Below are 13,297 nucleotides of genomic sequence, written 5' to 3'. Positions count from 1 at the left end.
AATAGGAAGAAACACGAAATGAAACAAAACTGGATTTACCCGCTATTAATCGTAATAGCGGCTAGTAGTTACGGAGTTTTATCAACAATTGTAAAAGTTGCGATGCAGCATGGCTATACTTCGGCAGAAGCTGTGACAAGCCAATATTTCGTTGGATTTTTACTCGCACTCGTGCTCTTTGTTGTAACACAACGCACATTACCGAAGCTATCAAGAAAAGGTGCCATTACTTTAATTTTAGCCGGAATATGTACAGCAGTTACCGGTATTTTTTACGGTCAGTCCCTTAATTATTTACCTGCATCATTGGCAGTTGTGATGCTGTTCCAATTCACATGGATTGGTTTATTCATGGACTGCTTTCTGAAAAGACGCCTGCCAACACGCATTGAATTAATTTCATTAGTATTTTTATTTGTAGGTACGATTTTGGCAGCCGGTGTCATTGATGTAGATTTATCGCAAATTGCATGGCAAGGATGGGCATTAGGATTACTCGCTGCCTTTACTTTTGCTGCTTTTATGCAATTTAACGCTCAGCCTGTTGAAGGTGTAACGACGATCGGACGCACATTTATTTTATCTGTTGTATCGCTGATCATCGTTTCTATCTTCTTATCTCCTGAAATTGTATGGAACGGTCAATTGACTGGCGGTCTTTGGAAGTTTGGTCTGGCACTAGGGCTCTTCGGTATTATTTTGCCGATTTTACTGTTCTCGATTGCTGCACCAAAAGTTGGCGGTGCACTTGTCCCGATTTTAAGTGCAATGGAACTGCCTGTAGCGATTACGGTATCGGTTATTGTATTAAATGAAAATTTAACACTTCTCCAAGTTTTCGGTATCGTATTTGTACTGTTCGGTATGGTTTTGCCATCCTATTTTGCTTCAAGAAAAGTACGCATTATCGATCAAACACAGCAACTGTCCTGATTTCAGGGCAGTTTTTTTATGTCTATTTTACGCTGGCTTACTTAATTTATTTGAATTGATAAAATTTTCTAATAATTGTAGAATGAGATTACGAGGTAGTAGTTTCTATCATTTGATCGGAGGCCCATTCACGATGTTCTTTCAGAATTACCGCAATCTAATAAATGAAAAAGAAGGAATTTTATTTCCTTCCAATAGTTATCGTCAAATGGTTTTACAGCCCGCTTACGATGAGGCTCGCAGGCATTTTTTGGATGCGATGCTTCAAATTCATATTGCCCATTTAAAGATGCTTGAAGAACAGGAATTGGTTACCCCAGAAAATGCACGCCGTATCGGTCAGGCAATTCAAAAACTTGATCTGGAATATTATAAAACCCGAGATTATAACCCGCAGTTTGAAGATTTATTTTTCCGCATTGAAAACAAGCTAATCGAACTTGGAGGCGATATTTCAGGGAATTTACATATCGGACGCAGCAGAAACGATATGGGAATCGCCATTTACCGTATGACTCTTCGGAAAAAGTTGCTTTCGCTCATGCAGGAACTTTTAAACTTACGTCAATCACTAATCGTCTTTGCCGAAGAGCATGTAGAGACGATCATGATTGGCTATACACATACACAGCAGGCGCAGCCGACAACATTTGCCCATTATTTAAAGGCTGTCATCGACCAGTTGACCAGGGACTATAAACGAATGCAGGCCGCATACAATACGATTAACCGCAGCAGTATGGGCGCGGCGGCTTTGACAACAACTGGGTTCCCGATCAGCCGCGAGCGAGTACAGGAATTGCTTGCTTTTGACGAGTTAATCGAAAATGCCTGGGATGCTGTAGCCGGTGCTGACTACATCGCGGAAGCAGCTAGTATCGTACAGCTCGCGGCATTAAATTTAGGGCGCACATCACAGGACTTTTTACTATGGGCAACGCAGGAATTCAATGCTTTTAAGCTTGCGAGTCCTTATGTGCAGATCAGCTCCATCATGCCCCAAAAGCGCAACCCTGTCTCAATTGAGCATACACGTTCGTTGCTCTCATCAGTTGTCGGGGATGCGGCAACAGTGTTACAGATGGTCCACAATACACCGTTTGGAGATATTGTCGATACAGAAGACGATATGCAACCTTATTTATGGCGGGCAATTGATCGTTTAGGCGGGATTTATAAGCTATTTGCAAGTATGATCCTCACGATGGATGTGAATAAGGAAAACTTACTGAAACGTGCGCAAAACAGCTTTGCCAACGTAACAGAGCTTGCCGATTCCCTCGTACGCTCCGAAGGTATTTCATTCCGTCAGTCACATAAAATCGTCAGCCTATGTGTGCGGGATTTGATGGCAAATAATAAAGAATCGCTCGCAAGCCTGACATGGAATTTGGCAAACGAGAAATGCCTGGAAGTTACGGGAAAGCCGCTTCAAATTAATGAGATTGCCTTTTACCAGGCGATCCAGCCGGAGTATTTCGTTAATATACGTACATTAAAGGGAGGGCCTGCGCCTGCAACAATGCGAAAGTCGCTCAAACAGGCACAAGATGATACGGTCCATCTTGAAAATTGGCTGCGAGAAAAAACAGAGGCCATTTTAAAAGCCGAAAATCGATTGGAACAAATTTTAAAGGGGTGGACGGAACATGAGTAATCGTTATGTATTAGCCGTTGACGGTGGTGCATCAAAAACAGTAATGACCATTCGTTCTACAGATGGACGTGAACTATTTACCGCAACTTCCACGGGATCGAATTACCAGGCGGTGGGGATTGGAAATGTCCAACACGTATTTACCGGTCTGCTAAGGAGTGCAGCAGCCCATTTACCGAGCCTGTTTATTGATGTAGCCATTTTTGCACTGTCCGGCATTGATACAGATCAGGATAAAAAGATTATTGAAGAAATTATAGAAGAAAGTATCGCCCGATCCCCTTTTACATTCGGTCAAGTTATAATAGAAAATGATGTTGAAGCGACTTTAAAGGGACTTGGGAAGAGTGATATAAGCCTGCTTATTTCGGGCACAGGGGCGATTTGCTATAGCCTCATGAATGACAAGATTAGTCGTGGCGGCGGCTGGGGGCACCGGATTGGTGATGAAGGCAGCGGCTACTGGATCGGAAAACATATTGCGAAGGCGATTTTCCGCGCTGCTGATGGACGCAACAAGCCGACCATATTAACAGAGCTTGTTTTGGCAGGTCATCATGTTCACAGCACAGATGAATTGTTCAACCTTATTTATTCAGAGGATTATACAAATGCCCGATTGGCGAGCTTCAGTTCCTATTTGCAGCAGGCGGTCGAAATGGGGGATGCCGTTGCACAAAAAATTATGCAAAAAGCGGCGGATGAACTTGTTTTATTGGCAGCAACGACATTAAAAAATGCAGGCTATGCAAACAATGAACATACACTGTTTTTAAATGGCGGCATTTTAAAAAATAACCCCGGGCTTGTTGAATTAATAACTGCTCAGCTCCATAAAACACATCCTAATATTACGTTAAAGCTATGCGAGGAAAAACCGATTGAAGCTATTTTCAATCGCGGCTTGCGCGAATTAAACGGTGCCCAGTCTGTAAAATAAACATAAAAAAATCCCCTTTAGCATCAGTTGCTTTAAGGGGATTCATATTTTATTGCACTACGTCTTCCTGACTTCCCAGCTTTCCTTCGATTAACTCTTTTGCTTCATCCTTCATCTCATCTGTGATCGACAAATACACTTTCCCCAACGCAGTTAAAATGACAAAGGCATCATCGGTTAAACCGAACAAAGGTAGAAAATCGACTACTAAATCGAATGGTAAAATAAAGTACCCAAGCGCTCCCAAAACAATGAGCTTGCTTGATTTCGGCATGTCCGGACTACGCAGGGCAACGTAAAGTGTGGCAGCTGCCTGCATCGCTTTATAGCCTAACCCTCCACCGAATTTCTTCATTTTATGCAGGAACTTTTTATCTGAATAATGTTGGTCTTGACCTTCAATCATTTTTTCAAAATTATATTGTTCGCTCATACGAATGCTCCCTTCTTTACTAGTACTTTATTATTCCTCAAATATGCGGCTCGTAATCCTTTACGTTTTCGCAATTAGAAAAGATTCATTTCGTATTGTGCCTGTTATGTAGGAAATTTAACCAAAGCTGCTGGAATATTTTTGTCGGATTCAATACTTCATCATAGTAAATAATTGAATTTTTACGGAGCTTTGCATGACCGATCGGCACCTCGTAGACAGGGACTTTTCGTCTTATCGCCTCAATGAGCATGTTTGTATCATAGTAATACGACTCCCCCTTAACTTTACAAAGCCATGGCAGATGGACTCTTGGGATATAGCGTAACCCTGTTTGGATGTCGAGCAAACGTTTACGGATAAGCAGCTCAAACATCATCGAGTAGGCGCGGTTTTGAAGTTTACTAATGAACGGATAGTCGGAATCCTTGAAGTCACGAATACCTAGTATAATCCCGTCCGAAAAAATTTTCGTACTCGATAATACCTGCTCCACATCCAATAACGAATGCTGGCCATGCGCGCCTACCGTAATAATCCCCTTTGCCCGCAATCGTGATTTCAGTATATACTCCATCCCGGTTTTTAGCGCGCGGCCTTTCCCCAGGTTTTTGTCATGTGTTAATACTTCGCAGCCTTCTTGCTGCAATTGTTCAAAAAGACCGTTATATCTTTCTTCACTGCCATCATTAATGATAATAATTTGGGAAATAGGCAATGCATTCAGTTTCCTTATAAATTGAAGAAGGGCCGGTAGTGGGTTTAATGCTGGAATCATAACAATCACTTGCTCCATTTTGCATGCTCCTTCATAGAATATTTATTGAAAAAATATAGATTAGCAAACTATTCAATAGTCACTAAAAATCTCAACCGGAATATGCTGAAATTTTGTAACATCAAATAAGCCTGTATCTGTAAGCTTAATATCAGGAATAACCGGCAAAGCGAGAAACGATAAAGTAAGAAACAAATGATAGTCGAGTGTAGGATGAATTATATGCAAACCTTCATGTAATTTCTCCAGCTCCTGCTTCGCTTGTTCAGCAGGAGCATCTGTCATAAGACCGGCGATTGGCAGACTGAGGGAAGCAATCACTTCTCCTTCATTTACAACGACTAACCCGCCTTGTATCTCTTGAAGAGCCTTAAGTGCCAATAACATATCTTCATCATTTGTTCCTACGGCGATCGCATTATGTGAATCATGGGAAATCGTTGTTGCTACTGCGCCGCTTTGAATACCGATACCTTGTACGATTGCGACTGCCTTTGTCCCAACATGGTGATGCCGCTCCACAACCGCCAGCTTCAATAAGTCCCTTTCAATAGAGGGTACAAATTGTCCATTTGCTACATCAACTTCCAACTCAACCCGTTTTGTAATGAGCTGGTTTGGCACAATTTTCATGACATTTGCCCGGTTTCCTGTAAACGGCAAGCGTAAATCTTCAACTGTCAGCTCTGGTAAATGTATAGATTGTAAAATGGACGTTTCCACAGTAGTTTTTTCTGGAATTGGTGAAAGCATTTCTCCATTTTCCGCAACTTTTTTGCCATTTTTCCATACAGCCAGCGCTTTCATCGTCTGCAAATCCTCAACTACTATAAAATCCGCATCATAACCTGTAGCAACCGCACCTTTATTTTTTAGATGATAACATTCAGCGACATTTAATGATGCAAGCTGGATCGCCAGTAATGGATCCATTCCTTCCGCTATCGCCAATGCCACTGTGTAGTTAATGCTTCCCTGTTCCATCAGTTCATCCAGATGCTTATCATCCGTACAAAAAGCAAAACGCCGTGCATTCGACATTGTTACAGCAGGTAAAATGGCTTTTAAGTTTTTGGCTGCTGACCCTTCCCTAATGAATACATACATCCCCTGTTCCACTCGGTCCAATGCCTCTTCGGCTGTGACGCATTCATGATCTGTTGTAATTCCTGCTGCCCGGTAACCACGTATTTGAGAACTTGTTAAACCTGCACAATGGCCATCAATGATCATCCCATTTTCTTGAGCAAGCTTTAGCTTTGCGAGCATTTCCTTTTCCCCTTTTAGTACAGCTGGAAAATCCATTACCTCTGCTAAACCTAGCACATTCTTATGACCGATAAATTCATTTAAATCTTTTGCCGTCAGCACAGCTCCTGCATGTTCAAAAGAGGTCCCCGGTACACTGGAAGGCAGCATGAAATAAATATCCATTTCGACATCATCAATATCCTGTAGCATAAATTCCAATCCTGCTTTACCTGAAACATTCGCAATTTCATGCGGGTCTGTAACGACAGCCGTTACACCATGTGGAAGCATGATTCGATTAAATTGTTTTGGAACAAGCATGGATGATTCAATATGAATATGCGCATCAATAAATCCAGGTACAATATACTTTCCGCTTGCATCTATTACTTGCTCTGCTTCAAATTCACCTGGCTTAGAAACCGCAATAATTTTGCCGTTTGCCACTACAACATCGCCTTTGCGCCAGCGTAAATTAAAAACATCGGCAATTTGCGCATGTTGAATAATGAAATCCGCTTTACCTCGTTTTTGAGATTGATCAATAATTTCCCTCATATGCCACCCCCTGTTTATTTCACACTATGATCCTATTTCATTTAATAATTAAATAAAAAAGGGAAGGCTTTAAAAATCGCACCGTCCCCTTTCCTATAATTGCACCAAACTTTAATATATGATTCTATTAACCTTTAGCTCTTTACTGTTGCTGCTTCTATTTCCTGAGCAAATACACTTTTCGCCTTTTCAATATCAACTTCCAGCTGTTGTTCTTGCAATGCTTCACCAATTGCTGCAATAGCCTGGTCCAGCATTTCCGCTGTTGTATTCCCCATATGCCCGATACGGAATGCTTTTCCTGCCAAATGGGCTAAGGAACCCGCTACGATAATGCCGCGCTTCGCCAGACTTGCTCGGAACTTGCCATCTTCAATACCTTCAGGATATAAAATACAGCTTAATGTCGGCGCAGCTACTTCTTCATCAGCCAATGGTGTCATCCCGTAAGAACGCAGTGCCGCACGGATCGCTTTACCAAATGCGATATGACGCGCTTCACGTTTTTCCATACCTTCTTCTAATACAATATTCAATGCCACATCATATGCGTAAATTAAGTTAACCGGAGGCGTCGCAAAGTACATTGCCGGGTTCTCCATAATATTGCGCCAATTATGTATATCCGCATAATAGGCCGGCACTGTCCCGATTTGTTCACGTGCTGCCAATGCATTCGGACTGAAAGCAACAATTGCCAGCCCTGGAGGAATACCAATTGCTTTTTGCGATCCAGTTAACACAATATCAATTTTGTAATCTTCTTCACCGTAAGCTTTACTCATATCCTCTTGCAATGCTGCTGTTGCGACAACACCATCGACAATGACAAGTGCACCGGATGCTTTAATAATCGGTACTAGCGTATCTAAGTCCGAAACAACTCCAGTAGATGTATCCGCATGTGTAATTGTTACGGCCTTATACTTATTAGCCTTCACCGCTTCCTCCACTAGCTTGGCGTCTACACGTTCACCCCATGTCGACTGCAATACATCCACTTCAATTCCAAACGCCTTTGCAAGTGGTGTAAAACGATCGCCGAAATAGCCGTGGCTAATAACCAAGAGACGTTCACCTTTTGCAATAGTATTTACGATTGCCATTTCCATTGCCAACGTACCTGAACCTGCTACTACATACACTTCCCCGTCTGTATTAAACAGCTTTTTCGTATTAGCTAACGCGTTCTTAAAAGTTTCAACAAATCGAGGGTCTGTATGCCCTCTCGTCTCACTCGCCAAGGCATCATAAATCTCATCCATTACCGGTGTCGGCCCTGGCACTAATAATAATTCTTTATTTTTCATTGGTATCGCCTCTTTTTCTTAATAGTAAAAATATTCTATCTATATAATATTCTCTATACTTTATAGAACTCCTTCATTTATACAAAATAGAAAATGCCTTTTCAGCCCCATCCAAGCTAAAAAGACATTCCTCTTTATAAAAACCCCTTAGTTTTCCTTATATGTTGGGAGGCATCCCATACTAAACCGCGTTCCAATTCGATTTAGCATTTTTCATAGTAGTCAATCTGTTCAAGTTCAAGAAAGTATTCCTTTTCCCCTCCTATGTTTCTTTCAAGAGTCGCTTCGGCATAACGTCTATTTACTAAGTGCACATTCCCCAATGTCACTAGAATCAGTAAGATAGAAGAAAAGGAATAGATTAATCCGAAAAAGCAGTTCCCCGTTTATGAATCTCTTCATAACACTGCCTATTAAACTTCAGTCTTATACAAATTGCTCTGTTTCAGTAGAGCCGGACATAGCAGTTGTCGAAGATGTACCACCTGAAATTGTTTGTGATACTTCATCAAAGTAACCAGTACCTACTTCACGTTGGTGACGAGTAGCAGTGTAACCTTTGCTTTCAGCAGCAAACTCAGCTTGTTGTAGTTTAGAGTAAGCAGCCATACCATTATCTTTGTAGTCATGCGCAAGCTCGAACATTGAGTAGTTTAAGCTGTGGAAACCAGCAAGTGTAATGAATTGGAACTTGTATCCAAGCTTTCCTAGTTCACGTTGGTACTCTGCAATCTCTTCATCTGATAATTTAGCTTTCCAGTTGAATGAAGGCGAGCAGTTATACGCTAACATTTTCCCTGGGAACTCAGCATGGATTGCAGCAGCAAACTCACGTGCTTCTTCTAATGATGGGTGAGAAGTCTCACACCAGATTAAGTCTGCATATGGTGCATAAGCTAACCCGCGTGCAATTGCTTGCTTAATGCCTGGTTTAGTACGGTAGAATCCTTCAGGAGTACGTTCACCCGTTAAGAACTCTGCATCGCGTGGGTCAATATCTGACGTTACCATGTCAGCAGCATCTGCATCTGTACGTGCGATTAAAATTGTATCAACGCCTGCCACATCAGCAGCTAATCGTGCCGCAATTAAATTACGGACAGCGTTTTGTGTTGGTAATAAAACTTTCCCGCCTAAGTGACCGCATTTTTTCTCAGAAGCTAATTGGTCTTCTAAATGCACACCAGCTGCACCCGCTTCAATCATCCCTTTAACTAATTCGAATACGTTTAACGGACCACCGAAGCCTGCTTCTGCATCAGCTACAATCGGTGCAAACCAGTCAAAACCGTCATCGCGGCCTTCCGCATGGTCAATTTGGTCAGCACGCTGAAGCGCCTGGTTAATACGTTTTACTACTGCTGGTACAGAGTTTGCCGGATATAAAGATTGGTCCGGATACATTTGACCAGAAAGGTTTGCATCAGCCGCTACTTGCCACCCCGATAAGTAGATTGCCTGTAAACCTGCTTTTACCTGCTGTACAGCCTGATTCCCCGTTAAAGCTCCTAACGCATTGATGAAAGGTACTTCATGTAATGACTTCCATAAACGAGCAGATCCACGTTTTGCTAAAGTTTGCTCCTGGATGAATGAACCTTGTAACTTTACAACCTCTTCTGCTGTATAACCACGCTCAATACCTTTCCAGCGCGGGTTTTCTGCCCAATCCTTTTGTAAAGCTTCGATTCTTTCTTGACGAGTTGACATAATAAATTTCCACCTTCCCCATTGTGTATGGATATTCTGTTAGAAAAATTTGTAATCGACTGTTCCATAACAGAACATCTTGCTGTAATATAATGTATAACAGAATGTTTAACTTTTCATTATTTTCTGATAAATTAACTTTAATTTAGGATGAATGGGTATATTTGGAGGATGAATTGTCATTTAGGCTATAATACAGAAGGAGTGGAATTGCATTGTCATTACAAAATATTGAAATCGAAAAGGACATTTTAAATCAGTATAAAATTATTTTAGAAGATTGGATTCCTGAGGATGCATCGATTGCAATAGCAGTAAACAATAGCTTTATTTATTTCAGTACCGGTCATCACCATTTTGCATTGAAAGTCGGGTCGGCTGTTCCGAAAGACAGCATCGCTTATAAAGTACTACAAACTAAACAAAAGGTTGATGCTGTTATGGAGAATACACTTTTTGAAACACCCTATTATGCAATCGGTTATCCGATTTTGGTTAACGGCGAACATGGCGCTCTAGTTGTCGTCCTGCCCCCATTGTTTAAAGTAAAGAGTTCGGATATGTATAAGTTTTTAACAGGTAAACAAATGGAGGATTGGGTTCCGATTTCGATTGATGAAATTTCACATATTGAAAGTTTGCAAAAGAGGACTTGGTTTTACTCCAAAGGTGAACAATACAAAACAGCTGTTACACTGAAAGAATTACAGACTCGACTGCCAAATAACTTTCTTCGCATTCATCGCTCTTATATTATAAATATTTGCTATATCAAAAAAATCACGCGTGATTTAACTTCAAATTTTATTGTACAGCTGAAGGACGGCGTGGAATTGCCAGTAAGTCAGTCCTATATAAATAACTTGCGGGCGGTTTTGGAGTTTTAGTATGAGGAAAAATTTATAAAAGACAGGGCTCTATAGATCGAATAAACAAAAAACCCACTGATTCCTCAGTGGGTTTTTACATGTGCGAAGCGACGTCCTACTCTCACAGGGGGAAGCCCCCAACTACCATCGGCGCTAAAGAGCTTAACTTCCGTGTTCGGTATGGGAACGGGTGTGACCTCTTTGCCATCATCACTTCACTATAGTGGGCTTTAAAAAGCCTATGTAAAAGAATTTCATTCTTTCAAAACTGGATAAACGTTTCATTGAGTTTGTGCAATAAAATGTGGTTAAGTCCTCGACCGATTAGTATTCGTCAGCTGCATGCGTCACCGCACTTCCACCTCGAACCTATCTACCTGATCGTCTTTCAGGGGTCTTACTTACTTGCGTAATGGGAAATCTCATCTTGAGGGGGGCTTCATGCTTAGATGCTTTCAGCACTTATCCCGTCCATACATAGCTACCCAGCGATGCCTTTGGCAAGACAACTGGTACACCAGCGGTATGTCCATCCCGGTCCTCTCGTACTAAGGACAGCTCCTCTCAAATTTCCTACGCCCACGACGGATAGGGACCGAACTGTCTCACGACGTTCTGAACCCAGCTCGCGTACCGCTTTAATGGGCGAACAGCCCAACCCTTGGGACCGACTACAGCCCCAGGATGCGATGAGCCGACATCGAGGTGCCAAACCTCCCCGTCGATGTGGACTCTTGGGGGAGATAAGCCTGTTATCCCCGGGGTAGCTTTTATCCGTTGAGCGATGGCCCTTCCATGCGGAACCACCGGATCACTAAGCCCGTCTTTCGACCCTGCTCGACTTGTAGGTCTCGCAGTCAAGCTCCCTTATGCCTTTACACTCTACGAATGATTTCCAACCATTCTGAGGGAACCTTTGGGCGCCTCCGTTACTCTTTAGGAGGCGACCGCCCCAGTCAAACTGTCCGCCTGACACTGTCTCCTACCCCGCTAAGGGGCATGGGTTAGAAGTTCAATACAACCAGGGTAGTATCCCACCGACGCCTCCTTCGAAGCTGGCGCTCCGAGATCTCTGGCTCCTACCTATCCTGTACAAGTTGTACCAAAATTCAATATCAGGCTACAGTAAAGCTCCACGGGGTCTTTCCGTCCTGTCGCGGGTAACCTGCATCTTCACAGGTACTATAATTTCACCGAGTCTCTCGTTGAGACAGTGCCCAGATCGTTACGCCTTTCGTGCGGGTCGGAACTTACCCGACAAGGAATTTCGCTACCTTAGGACCGTTATAGTTACGGCCGCCGTTTACTGGGGCTTCAATTCACAGCTTCGCTTGCGCTAACCGCTCCTCTTAACCTTCCAGCACCGGGCAGGCGTCAGCCCCTATACGTCACCTTACGGTTTTGCAGAGACCTGTGTTTTTGCTAAACAGTCGCCTGGGCCTATTCACTGCGGCTTCTCTAGGCTATGCACCCAAAGAAGCACCCCTTCTCCCGAAGTTACGGGGTCATTTTGCCGAGTTCCTTAACGAGAGTTCTCTCGCACACCTTAGGATTCTCTCCTCGACTACCTGTGTCGGTTTGCGGTACGGGCACCTCTCACCTCGATAGAGGCTTTTCTTGGCAGTGTGAAATCAGGAACTTCGCTCATACGAGCTCGTCATCACAGCTCAACGTTAAAGTATGCGGATTTGCCTACATACACGCCTTACTGCTTGAACACGCGCAACCAACGGCGTGCTTACCCTATCCTACTGCGTCCCCCCATTTCTCAAACGGTGAGGAGGTGGTACAGGAATATCAACCTGTTGTCCATCGCCTACGCCTATCGGCCTCGGCTTAGGTCCCGACTAACCCTGAGCGGACGAGCCTTCCTCAGGAAACCTTAGTCATACGGTGCATGGGATTCTCACCCATGTTTCGCTACTCATACCGGCATTCTCACTTCTAACCGCTCCACCAGTCCTTCCGGTCTGACTTCAACGCTGTTAGAACGCTCTCCTACCACGCATACTCAAAGTATGCATCCACAGCTTCGGTGAATCGTTTAGCCCCGATACATTTTCGGCGCAGCGTCACTCGACCAGTGAGCTATTACGCACTCTTTAAATGATGGCTGCTTCTAAGCCAACATCCTGGTTGTCTAAGCAACGCCACATCCTTTTCCACTTAACGATTACTTGGGGACCTTAGCTGGTGGTCTGGGCTGTTTCCCTCTTGACTACGGATCTTATCACTCGCAGTCTGACTCCCGTGTATAAATATCCGGCATTCGGAGTTTGTCTGAATTCGGTAAAGCGAGATGCCCCCCTAGTCCAAACAGTGCTCTACCTCCGGTATTCTCAATCACGAGGCTAGCCCTAAAGCTATTTCGGAGAGAACCAGCTATCTCCAGGTTCGATTGGAATTTCTCCGCTACCCACACCTCATCCCCGCACTTTTCAACGTGCGTGGGTTCGGGCCTCCAGTGAGTGTTACCTCACCTTCACCCTGGACATGGGTAGATCACCTGGTTTCGGGTCTACGACCACGTACTAATTCGCCCTATTCAGACTCGCTTTCGCTGCGGCTCCGTCTTCTCAACTTAACCTCGCACGTAATCGTAACTCGCCGGTTCATTCTACAAAAGGCACGCTATCACCCATTAACGGGCTCTAACTACTTGTAGGCACACGGTTTCAGGATCTATTTCACTCCCCTTCCGGGGTGCTTTTCACCTTTCCCTCACGGTACTGGTTCACTATCGGTCACTAGGTAGTATTTAGCCTTGGGAGATGGTCCTCCCGGATTCCGACGGAATTTCACGTGTTCCGCCGTACTCAGGATCCACTCTGGAGGGAATGAACTTTTGACTACAGGGC

9 protein-coding genes and 2 rRNA genes (1 of these 11 only partly in view) are annotated in these 13,297 nt (G+C 43.5%); 4 read left to right on the top strand and 7 right to left on the bottom strand.

Annotation, left to right across the window (positions count from 1 at the left end):
- Nucleotides 1-18 precede the first annotated feature (18 nt).
- The 3 genes from MKY71_RS00635 to MKY71_RS00625 all read left to right on the top strand — a co-directional run bounded on the left by MKY71_RS00635 (nt 19) and on the right by MKY71_RS00625 (nt 3,530).
- The gene (locus tag MKY71_RS00635; protein WP_339174704.1) at nt 19-933 is read left to right on the top strand and encodes an EamA family transporter; all 915 of its coding nucleotides are present in this window, start codon (nt 19-21) and stop codon (nt 931-933) included.
- A 133-nt stretch (nt 934-1,066) separates the two neighbouring features.
- Nucleotides 1,067-2,590 carry an argininosuccinate lyase gene (argH, locus tag MKY71_RS00630; protein ID WP_340731222.1) on the top strand — a complete coding sequence of 508 codons (1,524 nt, stop codon included), beginning with the start codon at nt 1,067-1,069 and terminating at the stop codon, nt 2,588-2,590.
- On the top strand, nt 2,583-3,530 hold the full coding sequence (locus MKY71_RS00625) for an N-acetylglucosamine kinase (protein WP_340731221.1): 948 nt from the start codon (nt 2,583-2,585) through the stop codon (nt 3,528-3,530). Before argH ends, MKY71_RS00625 begins: the two co-directional genes overlap by 8 nt.
- A gap of 49 nt (nt 3,531-3,579) precedes the next feature.
- On the opposite strand, the gene MKY71_RS00620 is transcribed toward MKY71_RS00625, so the two are convergent.
- The 5 genes from MKY71_RS00620 to aceA all read right to left on the bottom strand — a co-directional run bounded on the left by MKY71_RS00620 (nt 3,580) and on the right by aceA (nt 9,570).
- Nucleotides 3,580-3,963, bottom strand: a complete 384-nt coding sequence (locus tag MKY71_RS00620) for a YkvA family protein (RefSeq protein WP_339174700.1) — start codon at nt 3,961-3,963, stop codon at nt 3,580-3,582.
- An 85-nt stretch (nt 3,964-4,048) separates the two neighbouring features.
- Nucleotides 4,049-4,759, bottom strand: a complete 711-nt coding sequence (locus MKY71_RS00615) for a glycosyltransferase (protein ID WP_340731220.1) — start codon at nt 4,757-4,759, stop codon at nt 4,049-4,051.
- A 54-nt stretch (nt 4,760-4,813) separates the two neighbouring features.
- Nucleotides 4,814-6,550 carry an adenine deaminase gene (gene ade / locus MKY71_RS00610; protein ID WP_340731219.1) on the bottom strand — a complete coding sequence of 579 codons (1,737 nt, stop codon included), beginning with the start codon at nt 6,548-6,550 and terminating at the stop codon, nt 4,814-4,816.
- Nucleotides 6,551-6,684: 134 nt separating this feature from the next.
- Entirely contained in the window at nt 6,685-7,860 is a 1,176-nt protein-coding gene (locus tag MKY71_RS00605; protein ID WP_340731218.1) for a pyridoxal-phosphate-dependent aminotransferase family protein, read from the bottom strand.
- 426 nt (nt 7,861-8,286) lie between these two features.
- The gene (aceA, locus tag MKY71_RS00600) at nt 8,287-9,570 is read right to left on the bottom strand and encodes an isocitrate lyase (RefSeq protein WP_339174695.1); all 1,284 of its coding nucleotides are present in this window, start codon (nt 9,568-9,570) and stop codon (nt 8,287-8,289) included.
- Nucleotides 9,571-9,785: 215 nt separating this feature from the next.
- Here aceA and MKY71_RS00595 point away from each other — a divergent pair, with 215 nt between their 5' ends.
- Nucleotides 9,786-10,457, top strand: coding sequence for a LytTR family DNA-binding domain-containing protein (locus tag MKY71_RS00595; RefSeq protein ID WP_339196836.1), 672 nt, complete (start codon nt 9,786-9,788; stop codon nt 10,455-10,457).
- 84 nt (nt 10,458-10,541) lie between these two features.
- Here MKY71_RS00595 and rrf read toward each other — a convergent pair.
- Together rrf and MKY71_RS00585 are read right to left on the bottom strand one after the other, a co-directional pair.
- Nucleotides 10,542-10,657: ribosomal RNA gene (rrf, locus tag MKY71_RS00590) — 5S ribosomal RNA — on the bottom strand.
- Between the two features lie 86 nt (nt 10,658-10,743).
- Nucleotides 10,744-13,297: ribosomal RNA gene (locus MKY71_RS00585) — 23S ribosomal RNA — on the bottom strand (it continues 375 nt past the right edge of the window).

The sequence above is a fragment of the Solibacillus sp. FSL W7-1324 genome (genome assembly GCF_038008025.1).
Taxonomy (GTDB): Bacteria; Bacillota; Bacilli; order Bacillales_A; family Planococcaceae; genus Solibacillus.
The sequence above is the reverse complement of the archived record's forward strand: the minus strand, read 5'-3'. Positions and strand labels throughout refer to the sequence as shown.